Below are 19,961 nucleotides of genomic sequence, written 5' to 3' on the forward strand. Positions count from 1 at the left end.
AGTGGTGGGTCGATCAGGGGTGTTCCGTCGTGCAGGCGTATCCAGCTCGTGCATCCGTCCCGCGGGCCCTCGGACGTCGGTAGCGACACCTGCACGATCCTGGTCCGTCGGCCGGCTGCCGGGGCCAGAGGGGTCGTGCACGCGGAACGAGGTCGTGCAGGTGGAACGGGGCCGTGCGGGCGGAACAGGGCCGTGCGGGAGGAACCGCGGTCAGACGCGGTCGCGGGCCCGGCGCAGAGCCCCTTCGATCGCAGCCTGGACCATGGGCCAGTCGTGCACGACCTGGGCGTAGTCGAAGCGCAGCGTCTCGTACCCGAGTCGCGATGCCGCAGCATCGCGGGAGAGATCGCGGTGGCGCATCTCGGGAGCACCGTGGTGCTCCCGGCCGTCGACCTCGATGATGAGTCGGCCGTCGACCACGAAGTCGACGCGGCCGACACCGGGGATCGAGACCTGCGTCGCGAGGTGCACGCCGAGGATGTGGAGACGGAGGCGCAGGAGGGATTCCAGACCGCTGTCCGCGTCGGAACGGGCGAAGTCCACGAGCCAACGCGCGGACCGGGGCAGCGCGGCGCGGATCCGGGCTCGTGACGCGCTGCCGATCAGACCCAGGCGCCAGGCGGACTCGAACGAGACGAAGAACGACTCGTCACCCTCGCAGGCGTGCAGATGCCGGAGCGCGTCCTCGACAGCCACGATGCCGAACCGGGTGCGTCCCTCGAAATGATGCGGGATGCACCGGCACTCGATGTGCGGGTGCGCGCGGCCGTTGCGCCCGAGCCAGACGTGCGGCGCATCGCTCTCCGACAGCACCCAGACTCCGTGGGCACGTAGCGCGGTGCCGCAGCTGATGGCCCCTCCGTGGGCAGCCGCCGTGAGCACCGTCGCGTCGAGGTCGTGGGTGGCGAACACCCCCGCGCGGACCCGATGGATCCGGCCGGCGCGCACCGCGCGGGACAAGGCGGAGCGGGAGATTCCGAAAGCCCCGAGGTCGCGACCGCGGGCGATGCCTCCGAGACGGTGAACGGTCGAGACGGGATCGAGCACTCGCCGATTCTGCGTCCTCCGGCGTCACGGCGGGGGCCGAAGGACGTCGTGGGGACGAGTCGGGATGTCCGGGGATCCGTGGAGGAAGAGTCACCTGCACGATCCGGAGCCGCGGGTAGTCCTGATCCGGGGATTCCGTCGTGCAGACGGAACGTGGTCGTGCATCCGAGGTGGGAACCGAGACGGACGGAAAACGGGATCGGAGAACGGGACGGTGCCGGAAACGACGGATGCCGCGGGGACCGAGGTCCTCGCGGCATCCGTCTTCGAGCGTGGATCAGCCCGGGTGGGTCATCGACAGCAGGTCGAGCTTCTCGTCCAGCTGCTCGAGGGTGAGCTCGCCGCGCTCGACGTAGCCGAGGTCGATCACGGCGTCGCGCACCGTGATGCCCTTGGCGACAGAGTGCTTGGCGATCTTCGCCGCGGCTTCGTAGCCGATGAGCTTGTTCAGGGGCGTCACGATCGACGGGCTCATACCCGCGAAGGCCGCCGCCCGCTCGACGTTCGCCTGCAGGCCGTCGATCGTCTTGTCCGCGAGCACCCGCGAGGCGTTCGACAGCAGACGGATCGACTCGAGCACCGCGGTGCCCATGACCGGGATGGCGACGTTCAGCTCGAACGAGCCGGAGGCGCCGGCCCAGGCGACCGTGGCGTCGTTGCCGATGACCCGCGCGCACACCATGAGCACGGCCTCGGGCACGACGGGGTTGACCTTGCCCGGCATGATCGACGACCCCGGCTGCAGGTCGGGGATGTGCAGCTCGCCGAGACCGGTGTTGGGGCCGGAGCCCATCCAGCGCAGGTCGTTGTTGATCTTCGTGAGCGACACGGCGATCGTGCGGAGCGCGCCGGAAGCCTCGACGAGACCGTCGCGGTTCGCCTGCGCCTCGAAGTGGTCCTTCGCCTCGGTGATCGGCAGCTCGGTCTCGGCCGCGAGCAGCTCGATGACCTTCTGCGGGAATCCGAGGGGAGTGTTGATCCCGGTGCCGACGGCGGTGCCGCCCAGGGGCACCTCGGCCACTCGGGGGAGCGCCGACTGCACGCGCTCGATGCCCAGACGGATCTGGCGGGCGTAGCCGCCGAACTCCTGGCCGAGCGTGACGGGCGTCGCGTCCATGAGGTGCGTGCGGCCGGACTTGACCGCGTCCTTCCAGAGCTCCGCCTTGGCCTCGAGCGCGACCGCGAGGTGGTCGAGCGCGGGGATCAGGGTGTCGATGAGCGCCTGGGTGACCGCGATGTGCACCGAGGTCGGGAACACGTCGTTCGACGACTGCGAGGCGTTCACGTGGTCGTTGGGGTGCACGGTCGATCCGAGGATGCGGCTCGCGAGCGTCGCCAGGACCTCGTTCATGTTCATGTTCGAGGAGGTGCCGGAGCCGGTCTGGTAGGTGTCGACCGGGAACTCGCCGTCGTGTGCGCCGGATGCGACCTGGTCGGCGGCCTGCGCGATGGCATCGGCGATGGCGCCGTCGAGGGTGCCGAGCTCCTTGTTGGCCAGGGCGGCGGCCTTCTTGATACGCGCGAGTGCGGCGATCTGCGTCGACTCCAGGCCCTTGCCGGAGATCGGGAAGTTCTCCACGGCGCGCTGTGTCTGCGCCCCGTAGAGCGCGTTCACGGGCACTCGCACCTCACCCATGGTGTCGTGTTCGATGCGGTACTCGGTGTCGGTCATTCCGAACCCTCCTTGGTTGCGGGGTCGATCCCCTCGGCTTCGATGCCGACCGTGACGACGGGCGCTGCCTCGCCCTCGGCCAGACGATAGTTGGCGCCGACGATGCCGAGACGGCCTTCGGCGACGGCGTTGCTGATGATCTCGGACGACTGCAGCAGGTCGTTGACGGTGTTGCGCAGGTGCTCGCGGCCGACGAGCTCCGCATCGATGTCGGCCACCGTGCCGCCGCCGCTCTCCGCGAGGACCTTGCGGGCGGCAGGGACGATCGGCGCGATGAGCTTCCAGATGTGCGGGGGGAGCGGGTCGGCGTCGATGGCCGTGCCGTCGATGGCGGCACGCACCGCACCGCAGGAGTCGTGCGCGAGGACCACGATGAGCGGCACCTCGAGAACGGCGACCGCGTACTCCAGGCTCGCCACGATCGACTCGCCGATCACCTGTCCGGCGTTGCGCACGACGAAGAGGTCGCCGAGGCCGAGGTCGAAGATGATCTCGGCGGCGAGACGGGAGTCCGAGCAGCCGAACAGCGTCGCGACGGGGTGCTGGGCCGCGGTGAGGTCCTTGCGACGGTCGACGTTCTGGTTCGGGTGCTGGGGCTCGTCGCGGACGAAGCGACGGTTGCCGTCCTGCATCTGCTTCCAGGCGGCGGCGGGGGTCAGCGGGTGGGTCATCGGGCCTCCGAGACGGTGCGGATCTGGGGGATGAGCGACTCCGCGAGCTCGGCGGTGGAGTCCGCGGAGCGGGAGCCGTAGAGGAGCACGTAGTCGTCGCCGGCCTGGGTGCCGAGGGCATAGGTGACGTTCGCCTCGGCGCTGGCGGAGCCGGGCTGGTAGACGTCCCACTCCCGGCCGCCGATGCGCACGGTGTCGGTCGGGGCGACGCCGTTCAGCCGCTGCGGGGCCCAGGAGGCATCGGCGTCGAACGCCTGGGCGAGCTTGATGAATCCGCGCTCATCCTGCGCCGCGGGCGCGAGGGTGACCTCCCAGACCACGGGGGCTCCGCTCTGGAGTTCCGCCGCGTTCACCCGCCAGAACTCGTCCGTCTCGGGAACGATCGCCGGGCTGCCCATGGACGACTCGACGTCGGCGGCGATGGCGGCCACGTCGATCGGCTTCGCCGCGACCGGCTCACCGCGGGGGACGAGCGCGATGATGACGACGACGACCGCGAGGGTCACCACGAGGGCGGCGACGAGATTGCGGACCGTCTGGCTCGACCGATAGGCCTTGCTCGACGCGGCCTTGCGCGCGGCGGTCTCGTCAGGTGTCTCCGGCCGACCGAGGTCGGCGTTGATCGCGGGGCCCTTGCTCATGACGCGTCGCTCTCGTCGGCGGTGGCGGTGCGAGCGGCCTCGAGCCGGCGCTTCGCGCCGAGCAGCCACTCCTCGCAACGGGCGGCCAGGGCCTCGCCGCGCTCCCAGAGTGCGAGCGAGTGCTCGAGGGTCGGTGCCCCCTGTTCGAGCTCGGCGACGACCCGCACGAGCTCGTCACGGGCCGCCTCGAACGACAGCGTGTCCACGGGGGTGTCGTTCACGGCGCTCACTCCTCCATCCTACGTCGTGCCTCGGACGCCTCCCGCTCAGGCGTCCTCCGCGATCTCGCCCTCCGAGCGCACCGCCAACGACCCTCGGTCCACCGTGAGCGTCAGCGCACTGCCCGCGGGCGCATCGGCTGCATCGCGGAGGATGACACCGCCCTCGAGGTGTGCGATCGCGTAGCCGCGGGCCAGGGTCGCGGCGGGGGACAGGGCGCGCAGTGAGGCGCGCAACTCGCTGGTCCGGCGGCCGGCGTCGTCGAGCTGCCGGGTGACCGCGTCGCGGCCACGGGCGAGGAGCAGGAAGGTCTCCTGCGCGCGCGTGTCGATGATCGGAGCGGGCGAGCGCAGCACGGGACGGGACCGCAGCTGCTCCAGCTGGGCGATGTCGTGCGAGAGGCGCTGGGTGAGGCGCGTCGTGGCGCGGGACCGGAGCTGCGCGATGAGCGCGCGCTGCTCCCCGACGTCCGGAACGACGCGCTTGGCGGCGTCGGTCGGCGTCGACGCGCGCAGATCGGCGACGTCGTCGAGGAGGGGATGATCGTTCTCATGGCCGATGGCGCTGACCACCGGCGTGGAGGCCGCCGCGACGGCGCGGACCAGGCGCTCGTCGCTGAAGCCGAGGAGGGTCTGCGGGTCGCCGCCGCCGCGCGCGATGATGATGACGTCGACCTCGGGGTCGGCGTCGAGACGGGCCAACGCGGCCAGGGTGTCCGGCACGCAGCGGTCGCCCTGCACGGCGGCGTACGCGGTCTTGAACCGTACCTGCGGCCAGCGCAGCTCGGCGTTGCGGTGCACGTCCTTCTCGGCGTCGGAGCGCTCGCCGGTGATGAGGCCGACGACGTGGGGGAGGAACGGCAGGCGCTTCTTGCGGGCGGGGTCGAAGAGGCCCTCCTGGCGGAGCTGCACGCGCAGCCGCTCCAGGCGTTCGAGCTGGTCGCCGAGCCCGACGTGCTTCATGGCGGAGACCGCGAAGCTGAAGTCGCCGGAGCGGACGAAGTAGTCGGCCTTGACGGCGGCGACGACGTGATCGCCCACACCCACGTCGGCGGGGATGCGGCCGCGCACGCTCGACCAGACGCGGATGGAGATCTGCGCGTCGGAGCGGGTGTCCTTGAGGCGGGCGAAGACGTTCCCGGCGCGGACGTTCCACGAGGTGATCTCGCCCTCGACCCAGACCGTGTTCCAGCGGGCCACGAAGTCGCGGATGGTGGCGTTCAGTCGGGCCACGGACGTCGGCGCCTGGGCGGTGGAGTCGCGCGGGGCCACGGCATCCGCCGGCGGCGTCTCGCCCGGTCCTGTCGCCGCTTCGAAGACTGTCATCTGCTCCCGTTCCTGCCCGCGCGCTCACCGGCCCCGTCCAGCCGCGCGACGGTAGAATCGAGGGGTGACTTCGACTGCCGTTCATCTTCCCGCTCCTCGCATCCCACGAGTGCGCGCCGCGGCCGGGCGGCTTCAGGATAACCCGGTGCCCGGACACAAGCGCGTCCTGCTCGCCGCCCCCCGCGGATACTGTGCAGGGGTGGACCGCGCGGTGGTCGCTGTGGAGAAGGCGCTCGAGCGCTACGGCGCCCCCGTGTACGTCCGCAAGCAGATCGTGCACAACATCCACGTCGTGACGGAGCTGGAGGCCAAGGGCGCGATCTTCGTCGAAGAGGTCGACGAGGTGCCCGAGGGGGCGCACGTCGTCTTCAGCGCGCACGGCGTCTCCCCGGCCGTCGTCAATGCCGCATCGGATCGCGGCCTGCACGCGATCGACGCGACCTGCCCGCTCGTCACCAAGGTCCACCGCGAGGCCGTGCGCTTCGCCCGGGACGACTTCGAGATCCTGCTCATCGGCCACGACGGCCACGAGGAGGTCGAGGGAACCGCGGGGGAGGCCCCGGACCACGTCACCGTCGTGAACTCGCCGGAAGAGGCCGACACCGTGCAGGTGAAGGACCCGTCGAAGGTCGTGTGGCTGTCGCAGACGACGCTCTCGGTCGACGAGACGATGGAGACGGTGAACAGGCTCCGCACGCGCTTCCCCGAGCTGCACAACCCGCCGTCCGACGACATCTGCTACGCCACGCAGAACCGGCAGGTCGCCATCAAGAAGGTCGCCCAGGGCGCCGATCTCGTGATCGTGGTCGGATCGGCCAACTCGTCCAACAGCGTCCGGCTCGTCGAGGTCGCCCTCGAGTACGGCGCCAAGGCCGCCTACCGCGTGGACTACGCCGAGGAGATCCGCCAGGAGTGGCTCGACGGGGTGGAGACCGTGGGCGTCACCAGCGGTGCGTCGGTGCCCGAGGTTCTCGTGCGCGAGGTGCTCGACGCGATCGGCGATGCCGGGTACCGCGACGTGGAAGAGGTCAAGACGGCGGAGGAGGACCTCATGTTCTCGCTGCCGAAGGAGCTCCGTCAGGATGCCGCGGGTCAGCGCGACGCGCGCGCCCTCGGCGGCCGCGCCTCCGCTGGAGGGGGTGCGTAGCGGTGAACGCCGCGGAGGCGGAGCCGACCCTCATCGGGTCCGTGCAACGCGCGCTCCGCCTCGTCGACATCGTCGCGAACTCCCCACGGCCTCTTCCGGCCAAGATGCTCTCGTCGATCACGGGACTCACGCCGGGAACGACCTACAACCTCGTGCGCACGCTGGTGCATGAGGGGTATCTGAGCGCAGAGCCGGACGGACTCGTGCTGGGAGGCCGATTTCCGTCGTTCCAGCAGCAGATCGACTCGCGCGGGGTGTTCCTGGCGCGGGTGCGCGCCGCGCTGCGCGCAGTGACGGAGGACGTCGGCGCCACGGCCTACCTCTCCCGATACGCGGACGGGGAGATGCACCTCGTCGACATCGTGGACTCCGTGCGGAATCCGCGCATCGAGCTCTGGGTGGGACTGCACGCCAGTGCCCACGCCACCGCGCTCGGCAAACAGATCCTCGCGGCGCTCTCCGAGGAGGATCGCCTGGACTACCTCTCCCGGCACCGGCTCGAAGAGCTCACGCCGCGGACGATCAGCGATCGGCGGACCCTCCTCACCCAGCTCGAGCAGACGCCCGGGTGGGCGGTCGACCGGGAGGAGTACGCGATCGGCGCGACGTGCGTCGCGGTGCCCGTCATCGCGCCCGGCGTCACGGCGTCGCTGGCGGTCTCCCTGCCCGCCGACCGGGCCGTCGTCAACCGCCGACTGGTGTCGAACCTGCAACGCACGGCGCGGCGGCTCTCGCTGCAGCTGGGGGCGGATGCCCTCGACACCGACGGGCCGGACGCGGAGTTCACCATCTGAATTCCGGGGCCTGGTGCGGGCATCGCGGGTTCCCTATGATCGAAGACGTAGTGGCTGACAACGCCCTACTGATCGCCTACGGCGTCCCCAGCGCCGGCGACCAACGGGATGAGGAGCGTCCCCAGCGCTCCACGTCCGCGGCCCCGAGAAGTCCCCACTTCTCCGGGGCCGCTATCGGTTGGGGCCCGATTCCCTGAACGGCCCGCTGAGCCCCTGCCGATACCATGGCGGGATGACCGACCAGCGCCCCCGTTACGGGGAACTCGCCACGCCAGAGGAGCAGCGGAGGGCCGCGGGTCTTCCACCCCTGGCGGAGGTGGTCGCACCGACGGCGCCGTCCCCGGCGCCGGCACCGTCGGCCGCACCGCAGACGTCCGCTCCGGCGCGCCCCCACCCTGTGGACAGGTTCGCGACGATCGCACTCCTCGCCTACGGCCTCGTCAACGTCGTGGTGACCGGTCTGTCCTACCTCGACATCGTTCCCGTCATGAACCAGACCATGGGCATGCTGGGCATCGAGGGCGAGTTCACGAATTACGCCGCGGGCCGCATGTGGGGGACCATCGCCGCCGTGGTGCTCGCTGTCGGCTGGTGCGTCACCGCGGCGCTGTCCATCCGTCGCCTGCGCCGTGGCCGCGTCACATGGTGGCTCCCGGTCGTCGGGGCGGTGGTCACGGTGGGCATCGCCGCCTTCTGTCTCGTCGTACCGATGATGGGCGATCCGGCCTTCATCGCCTACCTCGACCAGGCGACCGGGACCCGCTGACCCCGCGCGCAGACACGAAAGGGGCCCGGCATGATGCCGGGCCCCTTCGTGTGCGTGCGGACGGTCAGCTCTTCGACTGGCCGTACGAGCCGAGCTGACGGGTCGACTCGACCACGCGGGCGGCCATGGCCGTCTCGGCGATCTTGCCCCAGGCGCGCGGGTCGTACTGCTTCTTGTTGCCGACCTCGCCGTCGACCTTCAGCACGCCGTCGTAGTTCTTGAACATGTAGTCGGCGATGGCACGGGTGTAGGCGTACTGCGTGTCGGTGTCGATGTTCATCTTGATGACACCGTTGGCGACCGCGAGCGCGATCTCCTCGTCGGTCGAACCGGAGCCGCCGTGGAAGACGAGGTCGAGGGGCTTGGCGCCGGTGTTGTACTTCGCGGCGACCTCGGCCTGGATCTCGCCGAGCAGCTCGGGACGCAGCTTCACGCCGCCCGGCTTGTACACGCCGTGCACGTTTCCGAAGGTGAGGGCGGCGATGTACCGGCCCTGCTCGCCGAGGCCCAGTGCCTGCACGGCCTGGTCCACGTCGGCGAAGGTCGTGTAGAGGGCCTCGTTCGAGCCCTCGTGCTGCACGCCGTCCTCCTCGCCGCCGACGACGCCGATCTCGACCTCGAGGATAGCGTTGATGGCCTTCATGCGGGGGAGCAGCTCCTTGGCGATCTCGATGTTCTCGGCGAGCGGGACCGCCGAGCCGTCCCACATGTGGGACTGGAAGATCGGGTTGCGGCCGGCCTTGACCTCTTCCTCCGAGGCGGCGATGAGCGGCTCGACGAAGCCCGCGAGGGCGTCCTTCGGGCAGTGGTCGGTGTGCAGGGCGACGGTGACCGGGTAGTTCTTGGCGACCTCGGTGGCGTAGCGGGCGAAGGCGAGGGCGCCGGTCGCGCGCGCCTTGACCGTGTGGCCGGCGAAGTAGTCGGCGCCACCGGTGGTGACCTGGATGATGCCGTCGGAGCCGGCCTCGGTCAGGCCCTGGAGGACGGCGTTGATCGTCTGCGAGCTCGAGACGTTGAACGCGGGGTACGCGAAGCCGCCTGCCTTCGCGCGGTCGAGCATGTCGGCGTACTGATCCGGGGTGGCGACGGGCATGAGAACTCCTGCGGTAGGTGAAGCCGGGACAGCTGCCACTCTATCGGGGCGGGTGTGCGGCGTCGGCAGGGCGAGGCACGCCGTGGCGGTGGGTCTCCTTCGTCGGTGTTAAGAACCGCGATTTCTTCATAGTCTGCGAGCGGAAAACGAGCCGATCGGTGCCCTCCTCGTGGCTAGGCTGGGAATCATGGTGAGTCTGACTGCCGACCTGAGTCCGCTGCGTCCTGACCGCAACCTCGCGATGGAGTTGGTGCGCGCGACCGAGGCGGCGGCGATCCGAGCCGTGCCGTTCATCGGCCGCGGGGCGAAGGAGGCCGCTGACGGTGCGGCCGTCGACGCCATGCGGGCCTTCCTCGGGACGGTCGACTTCCAGGGCCGCGTGGTGATCGGCGAGGGCGAGAAGGACAACGCCCCGATGCTCTTCAACGGCGAGGTCGTCGGGACCGGTCGCGGGCCCCTCTGCGACATCGCGGTGGACCCCATCGACGGCACGTCGCTGACCGCCGCCGGGCGGCAGAACGCCCTCTCGGTGATCGCCGTGTCCGACCGCGACACGATGCTCGACGCCTCCAGCGTCTTCTACATGGACAAGCTCGTCACGGGGCCCGCCGGTGTGGGCGTGGTGGACATCCGTCTGCCCATCGGCGAGAACATCCGCAAGCTCGCCGGTGCGCTGGACAAGCCGGTGGACGAGATCGTGGTGTCGGTGCTCAACCGCCCCCGGCACGAGCAGCTCATCCAGGAGATCCGCGACGCCGGAGCCGGAACCCGCCTCATGAGCGACGGCGATGTCGCCGGCGGCATCAACGCCGCCCGGCACGACGCCCGCACGGACATGTGCGTGGGGGTCGGCGGCAGCCCCGAGGGCATCGTCACCGCGTGTGCGATCAAGGCCCTTGGCGGTCATATCCAGGGTCGGCTCTGGCCGCGGGACGACGACGAGCGCCAGCGCGGCATCGACGCGGGGCTCGACATGGACAAGGTCTACGAAGCCGACGACCTGGTGCAGGGGAACAACACGATCTTCGTCGCGACGGGTGTCACGGACGGCCAGCTCGTGGCCGGTGTGCGGCGCGAGCGCGGCTACGTCTACACCGAGAGCGTGGTCCTGCGAGGAGCCTCCGGAACTCTGCGCCGCATCGCGTCGGAGCACCTCGTCTCGAAGTGGCTGTGAGGCCTCTCCCGCGGTGATGATCGTGGGCCGGATTCCCGCCATCGTTACCGACCCGGTATCGCCTCCTCCACGGGTCGGCCCCGGTTCGGCGAGCCGTCGTGTCACAATTGTCACTGGGTTTGTCGCCGTCGACGGAGCCGCCAGGCACCGCAGGCACAGGAGGGCGAACGCATGACAACGCAGCACACGAGCGGCTCGAAGAGCGCCGCGCCGACCAAGATCATCACGACGAACACCGGACGCATCCTCCGGGTGAGCGCCGATGCCGAAGCGGCGGCCGTGGCCCCGCCGGCACCCGTCGCGCAGCCGGCCGTCGATCCGGCTCGCCGCGCCGACGTGCTGTTCCGCGTCCGCCGCGCCGAGGGGCACGAGGTCAGTGCCTGGTGGATGATCGGCGCCTTCCTCGCTACGAGCGGCCTCGTCATCCTGCTGCTCAGCGGCGTTCCCGGCGTCGCCTGACGCCCTCGCGGCCGGTCGATCCGTCGCCGCTGTCAGTCCTCCCGGTCGGGAAGCGCGGCGGCGTGATCCAGACGCGCGCGAACCTCGCCGACATCAGCCTGCATCGCGTCGGCGGCGTCTTCGGCCTCGGTCGGGACCAGGAGCTCCGGCGCGGTGAAGCGCCGTCCGTCCGCGGTGATCGCCGGGACCGGTGCCAAGGCCTCCGCATCGACGCCGGGGAACTGGCGGGCGGTGACGAGAATCCGGGACTCCAGAGATCCGGCGAAGCGGTTGTAGCTGTCGACCGTACGTTCGATCGCCCGCCGCAGGTCGTCGGCATGACCCGCGAGCGTGCCGAGGCGCTCGTACAGCTGCGTGCCGAGCGCCAGCAGGCTCCGGGCCTCGGTGGACACCTCCTGCTGCGTCCACGTGTACGCGACCGTCTTGAGGACCGCCCAGAGGTTCACGGGGGAGGCGAGCGCCACGCGGCGGCTGAAGGCGTAGTCGAGCAGCGTCGGGTCCTCGTCGATGGCGGCGGCCAGCAGCGACTCGCTCGGCAGGAAGCAGATGACGAACTCCGGGCTCGCGTCGAGGCCTGACCAGTAGGCCTTCTTGGCGAGGGCGTCGACGTGCGCGCGGACCGCACGGACGTGTTTCTGCATGTGGGCACGACGCTGCGGTTCGTGGGCGTCGCCTGCGGGCAGCGCCGACGCCTCGAGATAGGCGTCGAGCGGCACCTTCGCGTCCACGGCGATCGACGTGCCGCCCGGCAGGCGGACCACCATGTCGGGGCGCCCCTGGCCGCGGTCGGAGGTGATCGCCGCCTGCAGATCGAAGTCGACGTGCCTGGTCAGCCCCGCGGCCTCGACGACGCGTCGCAGCTGGGTCTCGCCCCAGACGCCGCGCGTGGACGTGGAGCGCAGCGCGCCGGCGAGCGACTCGGTCGTCGCGCGGAGCGCTTCATCGGACTCCTGGGCACGTCGGAGCTGCTCGGCGAGCGTGCCGAACTGCGCCTGCCGTTCGCTCTCGATCGCAGCGACCTTGGACTGCATCTGCTGGAGGCTCTCGCGCACCGGCGCCAGGGCCTGCAGCACGGCGTTCTGCTGCTGGACACGCTGCGCTTCCGCCCGCTGCTCGGAGCGGGCGTGTTCGACCGCGTCCCGGTAGAGGTCGTACTGGCGGTCGCGGTCGTCTCGCGCCGCCGCGAGCTCAGCCTGCGTGCGCGCGATGTCGGCGGCGCTCCGTCCGGCTCGGAGGAACCAGCCGAGAGCGACGCCCGCGGCGAGGGCCGCGAGCAGGAGAACGATCGACAGGGCATCCATGGCTCCATGATGCCGAGGGCCTCCGACATCGCCGGGAGGCGGCGAGGCGCGTCAGGCGACGGCGCGCTCCAGCGCCGGCACGGCGGGCTCGGTGACGCGGAGGCCGAGGGCGTCGGCGAGCCCGAACACGTCGAAGGCGCCGGCGCGGGCGGCCGCGTCGACGATGATCTGTGCGCAGGCGAGCGCATCCGCGAGCGCGTCGTGATGCGAGAACTCCGCATACCCTGCCGCCGCGGCGGCGAGCGGAAGGCGGTACGAGTCGAGCTGATAGGTCTTCCGCGCCACCTGGAGGCTGCACAGCGAACGGTACGGCGGGCAGATCTGGCCCGTGACCTCCGTCGCCCGACGCAGCACGTTGAGATCGAAGCCGGCGTTGTGAGCCACGAGCACGTCCGCTCCGGCGAAGGCGCAGAGCCGTTCGAACTGGTCGACCCACGTGTCCGCCGAGAGCACGTGCTCGGGGCGGATGCCGTGGATGCGGACGTTCCACTCCTGGAACTCGTCATGGCCGGGCGGAGGCTGGATCAGCCAGTTCGCGGTGGCGACGACCTTCCCGTCCCGCACCCGCACGAGTCCCACGGAACACGCGGAGGCCGGGCTGGAGTTCGCGGTCTCGAAGTCGATCGCAGTGAAGTCCAGTGGCACGTCCTCACTCTCTCCCGGGCCTCCGACGTCGCTGTGCAGGCTCGCCGTATGCTGGCCACATGGCGGACGAACTGGCGAGGTCCTTCGGTGCGGCGGCCGGAAGCTACGAGGCCGGACGGCCCGAGTACCCGTTCGAGGCGGTCGCCTGGATGTTGGAGCCGATGGCGGACGGTGCGCGTCGGGTCGCCGACGTCGGCGCCGGGACCGGCAAGCTCACGCGGGCGCTCGTCGCGGCTGCGGACGCCGAGGTCGTGGCGATCGACGCGGACCCCGCGATGCTCGCCGCGCTTCGCGAGGCCGTACCAGGGGTCCCCACTTTCGTCGGGACCGCCGAGGAGCTCCCACTGCCGGACGCGAGCGTGGACGCCGTGGTGCTCGGTCAGGCATGGCACTGGGTCGAGCCCGTCGCCGCATCCGCGGAGATCGGTCGTGCGGTGCGGCCGGGCGGTGTACTGGGACTCGTCTGGAACCTCCGTGACGAGCGCGTGGACTGGGTGAAGCGGCTCACCGACATCATGCACGGCAGCAACGCCGAGATCATGCTCGCGGCCGGCGACCCCGTGGTGGCGGAGCCGTTCGGCTCCTTGGCCCAGGAACGCTGGGAGTGGTCGCGCCCCATGACGCGGGAGCTCCTGCACCGCATGGCCGCGTCGCGCAGCGCCGTGATCACCGCCGACGAGGCCGAGAAGGACCGGATCCGTCGCGAGATGGACGCGCTGTTCGACGAGCTCGGCCTGCACGGGGACGACACGGTCGAGGTGCCGTACGTGACGAGGGCGTTCCGCGCGACCCGCGGCTGAACAGGCGCCCGCGCCGTATCAGGCACCTTTCGCGCACTCCCGCCTGATCCCGCGTGGGTGCCTGCGCTCGCGAGGGTGAGGCGGGGGAGGGCGGCGCAGGTAGACTCGTTCCCCGTGGCTCTCACTATCGGTATCGTCGGCCTGCCCAACGTCGGCAAGTCCACCCTCTTCAACGCTCTCACCAAGAACGACGTGCTCGCGGCGAACTACCCGTTCGCGACGATCGAGCCGAACGTCGGCGTGGTGAACCTGCCCGACCCGCGGCTCGAGAAGCTCGCCGAGATCTTCGGGAGCGAGCGCATCCTGCCCGCCGCCGTGTCGTTCGTCGACATCGCGGGCATCGTCCGAGGGGCGAGCGAGGGGGAGGGCCTGGGCAACCAGTTCCTCGCGAACATCCGCGAGGCCGACGCGATCGCCCAGGTGGTGCGTGGGTTCTCCGACGACGACGTCGTGCACGTGGACGGTGCCGTGAACCCGGCGTCGGACATGGAGACCATCAACGCGGAGCTCATGCTCGCCGACCTGCAGACCGTCGAGAAGGCCATCACGCGGTACGAGAAGGAGGTGCGGGGCAAGAAGATCGACCCGTCGGTCCTCGAAGCCGCGAAGGCCGCCAAGGATGCGCTGGAGCGCGGAATTCTGCTCTCCACCAGCGGCCTCGACCTCGAGCCGATCCGCGAACTCGGGCTCCTCACGGTCAAGCCCGTCATCTTCGTCTTCAACGTCGACGAGTCCGTGCTGACCGACGACGCCCGCAAGGCCGAGCTCGCCGCCCTCGTCGCGCCGGCGCAGGCCATCTTCCTCGACGCGAAGATCGAGTCCGAGCTCAAGGACCTCGACCCCGAGGACGCTGCCGAGCTCCTCGCCTCGACGGGGCAGGACGAGTCGGGCCTCGACCAGCTCGCCCGCATCGGCTTCGACACGCTCGGCCTGCAGACCTACCTCACCGCAGGCCCGAAGGAAGCCCGCGCCTGGACCATCCCCAAGGGATCGAAGGCCCCGCAGGCCGCCGGCGTCATCCACACCGACTTCGAGAAGGGCTTCATCAAGGCCGAGATCGTGTCGTTCGACGACCTCGTCGAGACCGGTTCCGTGCAGGAGGCTCGGTCCAAGGGCAAGGCGCGCCTGGAGGGCAAGGACTACGTCATGCAGGACGGCGACGTCGTGGAGTTCCGCTTCAACAACTAAGCTCCGCTCCAGTACGGTGAGGTGACCACGGCTTCGATCGCCGGAGGTCTGCCGGGGCAAAGGAGCGCAAGAAGCATGAGCGGCGTCGATGACGTGGACTACACGAGCTGGGATTGGCTACCGCGGGCGGCGAACGAAGCCGAGAACTACGTGCGGCGTCTCCTCGCCGAGTCGAGCATCCAGCCACATGACGTCTCTGCTCGGGCTAAGTCCATCGCCTCGTTTCAGCGCAAGCAACGGTTGAAGCAGTACGACGATCCGATGGCGCAGATTACGGATATCGTCGCCCTTCGCATCATCACGTACTCCAATACCGACCGAGATCGAGTCCGTGAACTCATCCGAACCCGCTTTGCCGTCCTGCCAGGCGAAGACCGAAATCCTGGCCGAGAGAAACCGGACCATCTGCGAGGCTACGATTGCCTTCACATCGTGGTGTCGGGCGAATCCGAGGAGAGGGACTCCGACTGGATGGTGTCGGGCGGAGACCTCGAACGATACTTCACTGCCTTCGGGGGTCTCGAAGTCCAGATCCGCACCGTCGCTGGACACGCGTGGGCTGAGTTTGAGCATGCGCGGCGGTATAAAGGCGCCGCGTACCATTCGATCAGCGTGCAGGACAGGGAAACGATCGATCGACTGTTCGGCGCCGCATCTGACGCGAGAAGCGCGCTTGATGAGACGTTCGTGGCGATCGATCGCATTCTTGCGCGACCCACGATCGATATCGAGGTGTCGCGCGTCGAGGAGCGACCAGTTCGCGATTCGGCGTCATCGGAAGCACCTTCGGACCTCGACATCGAGAGCCTCGCCCGCTTTCTTGCGTCGCGATTCTCTGATGATGCGGAGGGAAGCGCGAAGGGGGTCGAGTTCGGGCTCGAGCTGGTCCGGGCGTGCCGTTTGCAGAGCATCGACCAGCTGGAAGCGACATTGGAGGACGTCGATAGCGACCAAGTGCGTGCCCTCATGGACTCCGGCGTGCCGGTAACGCGCGTGCGACGCCTCGACGATGAGCTCCTGGCTCATTTCGGGCAGGAGTACATTGAGCTCACAAAATCCGCCGGAAACGGCAGGCATCGCGCGCTGCAGCTGGAGTGGCGATACGACCGGCTGCGAGGAAAGACGCGCTACCGCACCTATCTTCTGTCCAGCCGTGCCCCGTCGGCTACCTTCAATGCGGGGCCTTACACCGCTGTTGGCGCTCTACGCGAGGTCGTAAGAATGATCGCCGGTGATCGCGGACGAGAAGCTGTGGTCACCGACGGGCTCATCGACGTGAGCTCTGATCTCCCCCCAGGGACTCGTGCGAAGGAAGTTCTTGTAGACGGTCGCGGGGCCGTGTGGGTCGCTTCCAACCTCAATCGGGAGTCATCGGAAAGGCTGATGGCTGATCTGCTGCGGCGAGCACAGCCGTTCGATCTGCGTGTACAACGAGGCGACGTCGTTGTCGCTGACGGTCTGGATGGATTTCCAGCCTTAGGTCAAGAGCGCCTCGACGAGGCTGAACGCCCTCACTAGTGCCGTACACCGGCGTCCGGCCCGTGGCGGTCCTCGAACTCACGGATCGCGCGCCTCGCGCGGCGGGTCTCGACGATACCGACGACGATCCCGGCGGCGAACACGATGATGCTGAGAACGCGCCACAACCCGGCGGGCGCATCGAGGAGGAACGCGACCGTCCAGCCGACCGTCATCACCGACGAGAACACGATCGCGTAGATGCCCCAGTTCCGCCGCCGTTCCAGTGCCATGCGCTGCTGGATGAGCGACGGCTCCGGTCCGCCCGCGGGCCTGCTCATACCCGGAGGGAGGTGCCCTCGACGCTGCCGGCAGGGATCGGGACCGCAGCGCCGGAGCGGGTGCGGAACCACAGGGTGAGCTCGAACAGGGCGCGCTCCATGGTGGAGGCGTCCGCGCCGTCGACGAGGTCGTCGAAGGAGTCGCGGAAGCCCCTGGGTGCGGCCGCGCTCCCCGCGCGGAACGACCGGTAGCCCATCGACCAGTCGGAGAAGAGCCGGGTGGTGATCGGCGTCTCCAGGAGGATGCGCATCGCGTGGTGACGCGGATCGTCCGCGATCGTGTCGACGAGTCGGCGCACGGCCTCGACCGGTCCTTCGAGGACCTGGAGGAAGCGCCCCTGGCGGAACAGGAGGAGACCGGTGATGTCGCGGGCCGCGTTCGACCGACGGCACTGCTCCAGAAGCTGCTCCAGGGCGGTCTCACGGAACGGCTGCGCCGCCGTGCTGGTGTAGACGAGGCGGAGCAACCCGTCGGTCATGGCCGCCGTCACCCCTGCACCAGCTCCGGGGTTCCGAGGGCGGCATCGCCCTCCGACGGGCCGGCGTGGGCGACGACCTCCGTGGTCGCGTCGCTCAGCGTGGCGTGCAGGCCGAGCGGCTGCGCGGACGCGGAGAACGCGGCGAAGCGGCCGTCCGGCTGACGGTCGACGTAGCCGAGGAAGTCTCCGCCGCGGCTTCCGACGTGGAAGCCGTCCTCGACGCACGCCCAGAGGACATCCGATGCGGGGTGGGGGGAATCAGGCACGGCTCCACCCTACGGTGGACGGCCGACATCGCCGCGGGCCTTGCGCGCACCCGCCTCGATATGGCACACGGACCCGGCGCGGCCTCAGTCGCCGGCGCGCGGGCGTCCCGGTTCCCGCCAGCGCGGCGGCACAGGTGCCGGGGTGAGCGGCTCGACGCGGTCCGGCGTCGGCAGGCTCGCGGGAACGCCGGCGTGCAGGACGAGCTCCTCGTCGGCGTGCCGGATCGTCACCGGCTCCCCGGCGCTCAGTCGGTAGGTCGTCTCCGTCGGTGCGATGTCGACGTGCAGGATGCAGCCGTGCAGCCGGACTCCGAACGCGAGACGGGTGACGCCGTCCGGAAGCTGCGGCCGGAAGGACAGGCCGTGGTCTCCCTCCCGCATACCCCCGTAGCCGGCCGTCACGCCCGTCCAGATGCCGGCGAGTGCCGCGATGTGCAGTCCCTCGTCGGTGTTGCCGTGGAGGTCGTCCAGGTCGAGGGCAGCGAGCTCGGCCAGATAGGCCGATGCCAGTTCGAGATGCCCGACCTCGGCGGCGATCACGGCCTGAGCGGCCGCGGAGAGCGAGGAGTCTCGCACGGTCAGGGCGTCGTAATAGGCGAACGCCCTGGCCTTCTCCTCCCAGGTGAACTCTTCGTGGGAGGTGTAGAGCGCCAGCACGAGGTCGGCCTGCTTCAGCACCTGCTTGCGGTAGATGTCGAAATACGGGAAGTGGCTGTGCAACGGATACTCGTCGGGCGCCGTGGCGTCGAAGTCCCACCGGGCGTGCGCGGTGAAGCCCGCCGACTGCGGGTGCACCTGTCGCTCTTCGTCGTAGAGCACGGTCATGGCGTCGGCCGCGGCCTCCCAGGCGGCGACCTCCTCCTCGTCCGCTCCCAGCGCTGCGGCGACCTCCGGGTGCCGTCGGGCGGCAGCCGCCGCCCCCCGGAGGTTCCGGCGCGCGGAGAGGTTCGTGTAGACGTTGTCGTCGACGACGGCGGTGTACTCGTCCGGGCCGGTGACGCCGTCGATGTGGAAGCCGCCGTCGTCATCCCCGCGCCCGAGGGACAGCCAGAGGCGCGCCGTCTCGACGAGGATCTCCGTGCCCCCCTCCCGCTCGAAGTCCTGGTCACCCGTCGTGCGGACGTAGTGCATCACGGCACCTGCGACGGCGGCGTTGATGTGGAAGGCCGCCGTGCTCGCGGGCCAGTAGCCGGAGCTCTCCCGGCCGTCGATCGTGCGCCAGGCGAAGGAGGCGCCGCGCAGGCCGAGCGTGCGCGCCCGCTCCCTGGCGTGATCGAGCGTCGCATGACGCCAGCGCAGTGCCTGGAGCGCGGCATCGGGAGCGGTCGAGGTGAGCACGGGGAGCACGAACGCCTCGAAGTCCCAGAACGTGTGGCCCTCGTAACCGGAGCCGGTGAGGCCCTTGCCCGGCACGGATCGGGCTTCGGCTCTCGCCGACGCCTGGAACACCTGGAACAGCGCGAAGCGCACGGCCTGCTGCAGCCGCGCATCGCCGTCGATACGGACGTCACCGCACTCCCAGTACCGATCGAGGACCGCGCGCTGACCCGCCATCAGCGCCTCCCAGCCCAGACGAGCGGCTTCCTCCACGGCCTCCTCCGCGCGGTCCCGCAGCGTCTGCGGCGCGAGGGTGGCCGACCACTCGTGTCCGATGAGCTTGACGACCTCGAGCTCCTCGCCGGGCGCGAGGTCCACGCGGATGCGCGTGCGTGCCAGGTCGTCGTCGACCTCGGTCGTCACCTCCGGAGCGCCCTCTCCGGAGACGCGCACGATGTGGTCAGCGCTCACCGCGACGCGCAGGCCGCTGCGCCGGGTGCGATGCAGCAGCGTGCTCCGCGCGCCGCGCTCCGATCCCGCGACGGCTTCCAGCGGGCGGGCGAGGAGCTCCTGCACGCGCGGGTCGTCGTGGGTCGTGGGAAGCGGTTCGTTCGCGAGCAGCTCGGACAGCACGGTGATCGCGAGTGCGCCGTCGACCGCTGTCACGCGGTAGCGCACGGCGGCCAGCGACCGGTGCTCGAGGGAGACCAGACGGGTCGACGTGATGTGCACGCGACGGCCCTCCGCCGATTCCCAGTCGACCTCCCGGTGCAGGGTGCCGTCGCGGAGGTCGAGGCGGCGGGTGTGCGTGTGCACCGCCCCGTGCTCGACGTCGAACGGCTCGTCGCCCACCAGCAGGCGGATGAGCTGCCCGTTCGGGACATTGATCACCGTCTGTCCGGTCTCGGGGTACCCGTACCCGTCCTCGGCATACGGCATCGGATGCTCTTCGAACACGCCGTTGAGGTAGCTTCCCGCGACGCCTCGCGGGTCACCCTCGTCGAGGTTCCCGCGCCAGCCGACGTGGCCGTTGGAGAGACCGAAGACGGACTCCTCCTGCGCGAGATGGGCGGTGTCGACGCTCTCGATGCCGACGGCCCACGGTTCGACGGTGAAGCGCGCCGTCATCGGCGCGCCCGACCCTCGGGGCGCCCGTCC

General features: G+C 70.1%; 21 protein-coding genes. 8 read left to right on the forward strand and 13 right to left on the reverse strand.

Annotated features, from left to right (window positions below; genetic code table 11):
• Window positions 1–210: 210 nt before the first annotated feature.
• The 6 genes from MICNX66_RS05290 to xseA all read right to left on the reverse strand — a co-directional run bounded on the left by MICNX66_RS05290 (window position 211) and on the right by xseA (window position 5,575).
• Window positions 211–1,047: a DUF559 domain-containing protein gene (locus MICNX66_RS05290; protein WP_187663596.1), complete on the reverse strand. Its 837-nt coding sequence runs from the start codon at window positions 1,045–1,047 to the stop codon at window positions 211–213.
• 277 nt (window positions 1,048–1,324) lie between these two features.
• The gene (locus tag MICNX66_RS05295) at window positions 1,325–2,719 is read right to left on the reverse strand and encodes a class II fumarate hydratase (protein ID WP_187663597.1); all 1,395 of its coding nucleotides are present in this window, start codon (window positions 2,717–2,719) and stop codon (window positions 1,325–1,327) included.
• On the reverse strand, window positions 2,716–3,390 hold the full coding sequence (locus MICNX66_RS05300; RefSeq protein ID WP_187663598.1) for a carbonic anhydrase: 675 nt from the start codon (window positions 3,388–3,390) through the stop codon (window positions 2,716–2,718). Before MICNX66_RS05300 ends, MICNX66_RS05295 begins: the two co-directional genes overlap by 4 nt.
• A complete protein-coding gene (locus MICNX66_RS05305; RefSeq protein WP_187663599.1) occupies window positions 3,387–4,031 on the reverse strand; it encodes a DUF4245 family protein in 645 nt (214 codons plus the stop codon). The genes MICNX66_RS05300 and MICNX66_RS05305 overlap by 4 nt, the downstream gene beginning before the upstream one ends.
• Window positions 4,028–4,261, reverse strand: coding sequence for an exodeoxyribonuclease VII small subunit (locus MICNX66_RS05310; RefSeq protein WP_187663600.1), 234 nt, complete (start codon window positions 4,259–4,261; stop codon window positions 4,028–4,030). The genes MICNX66_RS05305 and MICNX66_RS05310 overlap by 4 nt, the downstream gene beginning before the upstream one ends.
• A 36-nt stretch (window positions 4,262–4,297) precedes the next feature.
• Window positions 4,298–5,575, reverse strand: coding sequence for an exodeoxyribonuclease VII large subunit (gene xseA / locus MICNX66_RS05315; RefSeq protein ID WP_187663601.1), 1,278 nt, complete (start codon window positions 5,573–5,575; stop codon window positions 4,298–4,300).
• A gap of 100 nt (window positions 5,576–5,675) precedes the next feature.
• Between xseA and MICNX66_RS05320 the strand changes: the two genes are divergently transcribed.
• From MICNX66_RS05320 to MICNX66_RS05330, 3 genes are all read left to right on the forward strand, one after another.
• Window positions 5,676–6,722, forward strand: a complete 1,047-nt coding sequence (locus MICNX66_RS05320) for a 4-hydroxy-3-methylbut-2-enyl diphosphate reductase (RefSeq protein WP_187664117.1) — start codon at window positions 5,676–5,678, stop codon at window positions 6,720–6,722.
• Window positions 6,723–6,724: 2 nt separating this feature from the next.
• Entirely contained in the window at window positions 6,725–7,516 is a 792-nt protein-coding gene (locus MICNX66_RS05325; RefSeq protein ID WP_187663602.1) for an IclR family transcriptional regulator, read from the forward strand.
• Between the two features lie 232 nt (window positions 7,517–7,748).
• On the forward strand, window positions 7,749–8,282 hold the full coding sequence (locus tag MICNX66_RS05330) for a DUF6264 family protein (RefSeq protein ID WP_187663603.1): 534 nt from the start codon (window positions 7,749–7,751) through the stop codon (window positions 8,280–8,282).
• A gap of 64 nt (window positions 8,283–8,346) precedes the next feature.
• Here MICNX66_RS05330 and fbaA read toward each other — a convergent pair whose 3' ends face one another.
• Window positions 8,347–9,375, reverse strand: a complete 1,029-nt coding sequence (gene fbaA, locus MICNX66_RS05335) for a class II fructose-bisphosphate aldolase (protein ID WP_187663604.1) — start codon at window positions 9,373–9,375, stop codon at window positions 8,347–8,349.
• Window positions 9,376–9,562: 187 nt separating this feature from the next.
• On the opposite strand from fbaA, the gene glpX reads away from it, so the two are divergent.
• The gene (gene glpX / locus MICNX66_RS05340) at window positions 9,563–10,549 is read left to right on the forward strand and encodes a class II fructose-bisphosphatase (protein ID WP_060922697.1); all 987 of its coding nucleotides are present in this window, start codon (window positions 9,563–9,565) and stop codon (window positions 10,547–10,549) included.
• A 171-nt stretch (window positions 10,550–10,720) separates the two neighbouring features.
• Window positions 10,721–11,008, forward strand: a complete 288-nt coding sequence (locus MICNX66_RS05345) for a hypothetical protein (RefSeq protein ID WP_187663605.1) — start codon at window positions 10,721–10,723, stop codon at window positions 11,006–11,008.
• Between the two features lie 32 nt (window positions 11,009–11,040).
• On the opposite strand, the gene MICNX66_RS05350 is transcribed toward MICNX66_RS05345, so the two are convergent.
• Together MICNX66_RS05350 and MICNX66_RS05355 are read right to left on the reverse strand one after the other, a co-directional pair.
• On the reverse strand, window positions 11,041–12,309 hold the full coding sequence (locus MICNX66_RS05350; RefSeq protein ID WP_187663606.1) for a DNA recombination protein RmuC: 1,269 nt from the start codon (window positions 12,307–12,309) through the stop codon (window positions 11,041–11,043).
• 51 nt (window positions 12,310–12,360) lie between these two features.
• Entirely contained in the window at window positions 12,361–12,954 is a 594-nt protein-coding gene (locus MICNX66_RS05355) for an exonuclease domain-containing protein (protein WP_187663607.1), read from the reverse strand.
• 59 nt (window positions 12,955–13,013) lie between these two features.
• On the opposite strand from MICNX66_RS05355, the gene MICNX66_RS05360 reads away from it, so the two are divergent.
• From MICNX66_RS05360 to MICNX66_RS05370, 3 genes are all read left to right on the forward strand, one after another.
• Window positions 13,014–13,754 carry a class I SAM-dependent methyltransferase gene (locus MICNX66_RS05360; protein ID WP_187663608.1) on the forward strand — a complete coding sequence of 247 codons (741 nt, stop codon included), beginning with the start codon at window positions 13,014–13,016 and terminating at the stop codon, window positions 13,752–13,754.
• Between the two features lie 114 nt (window positions 13,755–13,868).
• Entirely contained in the window at window positions 13,869–14,942 is a 1,074-nt protein-coding gene (gene ychF / locus MICNX66_RS05365) for a redox-regulated ATPase YchF (protein ID WP_187663609.1), read from the forward strand.
• Between the two features lie 75 nt (window positions 14,943–15,017).
• Complete coding sequence (locus MICNX66_RS05370; protein WP_187663610.1) at window positions 15,018–16,460, forward strand: GTP pyrophosphokinase; 1,443 nt, start codon at window positions 15,018–15,020, stop codon at window positions 16,458–16,460.
• On the opposite strand, the gene MICNX66_RS05375 is transcribed toward MICNX66_RS05370, so the two are convergent.
• The 4 genes from MICNX66_RS05375 to MICNX66_RS05390 form a co-directional block, all read right to left on the reverse strand.
• Window positions 16,457–16,741: a hypothetical protein gene (locus MICNX66_RS05375; protein WP_187663611.1), complete on the reverse strand. Its 285-nt coding sequence runs from the start codon at window positions 16,739–16,741 to the stop codon at window positions 16,457–16,459. The two genes, MICNX66_RS05370 and MICNX66_RS05375, sit on opposite strands and share 4 nt — an antisense overlap.
• Window positions 16,738–17,220: a BLUF domain-containing protein gene (locus MICNX66_RS05380; RefSeq protein WP_187663612.1), complete on the reverse strand. Its 483-nt coding sequence runs from the start codon at window positions 17,218–17,220 to the stop codon at window positions 16,738–16,740. The genes MICNX66_RS05375 and MICNX66_RS05380 overlap by 4 nt, the downstream gene beginning before the upstream one ends.
• 8 nt (window positions 17,221–17,228) lie before the next feature.
• On the reverse strand, window positions 17,229–17,486 hold the full coding sequence (locus MICNX66_RS05385; protein ID WP_060923504.1) for a hypothetical protein: 258 nt from the start codon (window positions 17,484–17,486) through the stop codon (window positions 17,229–17,231).
• A gap of 84 nt (window positions 17,487–17,570) precedes the next feature.
• Window positions 17,571–19,931: a glycoside hydrolase family 65 protein gene (locus MICNX66_RS05390; protein WP_187663613.1), complete on the reverse strand. Its 2,361-nt coding sequence runs from the start codon at window positions 19,929–19,931 to the stop codon at window positions 17,571–17,573.
• Between the last annotated feature and the right edge of the window lie 30 nt (window positions 19,932–19,961).

Source organism: Microbacterium sp. Nx66 (assembly GCF_904066215.1).
Taxonomy (GTDB): Bacteria; Actinomycetota; Actinomycetes; order Actinomycetales; family Microbacteriaceae; genus Microbacterium; species Microbacterium meiriae.

Bases quoted from the DNA above. Each gene is read 5' to 3' on its own strand.
- MICNX66_RS05295 (WP_187663597.1), bottom strand. From the start codon at position 2,719: ATGACCGACACCGAGTACCGCATCGAACACGACACCATGGGTGAGGTG.
- MICNX66_RS05300 (WP_187663598.1), bottom strand. From the start codon at position 3,390: ATGACCCACCCGCTGACCCCCGCCGCCGCCTGGAAGCAGATGCAGGAC.
- MICNX66_RS05305 (WP_187663599.1), bottom strand. From the start codon at position 4,031: ATGAGCAAGGGCCCCGCGATCAACGCCGACCTCGGTCGGCCGGAGACA.
- xseA (WP_187663601.1), bottom strand. From the start codon at position 5,575: ATGACAGTCTTCGAAGCGGCGACAGGACCGGGCGAGACGCCGCCGGCG.
- MICNX66_RS05330 (WP_187663603.1), top strand. From the start codon at position 7,749: ATGACCGACCAGCGCCCCCGTTACGGGGAACTCGCCACGCCAGAGGAG.
- fbaA (WP_187663604.1), bottom strand. From the start codon at position 9,375: ATGCCCGTCGCCACCCCGGATCAGTACGCCGACATGCTCGACCGCGCG.
- glpX (WP_060922697.1), top strand. From the start codon at position 9,563: ATGGTGAGTCTGACTGCCGACCTGAGTCCGCTGCGTCCTGACCGCAAC.
- MICNX66_RS05345 (WP_187663605.1), top strand. From the start codon at position 10,721: ATGACAACGCAGCACACGAGCGGCTCGAAGAGCGCCGCGCCGACCAAG.
- MICNX66_RS05350 (WP_187663606.1), bottom strand. From the start codon at position 12,309: ATGGATGCCCTGTCGATCGTTCTCCTGCTCGCGGCCCTCGCCGCGGGC.
- MICNX66_RS05360 (WP_187663608.1), top strand. From the start codon at position 13,014: ATGGCGGACGAACTGGCGAGGTCCTTCGGTGCGGCGGCCGGAAGCTAC.
- MICNX66_RS05370 (WP_187663610.1), top strand. From the start codon at position 15,018: ATGAGCGGCGTCGATGACGTGGACTACACGAGCTGGGATTGGCTACCG.
- MICNX66_RS05375 (WP_187663611.1), bottom strand. From the start codon at position 16,741: ATGAGCAGGCCCGCGGGCGGACCGGAGCCGTCGCTCATCCAGCAGCGC.
- MICNX66_RS05380 (WP_187663612.1), bottom strand. From the start codon at position 17,220: ATGACCGACGGGTTGCTCCGCCTCGTCTACACCAGCACGGCGGCGCAG.
- MICNX66_RS05390 (WP_187663613.1), bottom strand. From the start codon at position 19,931: ATGACGGCGCGCTTCACCGTCGAACCGTGGGCCGTCGGCATCGAGAGC.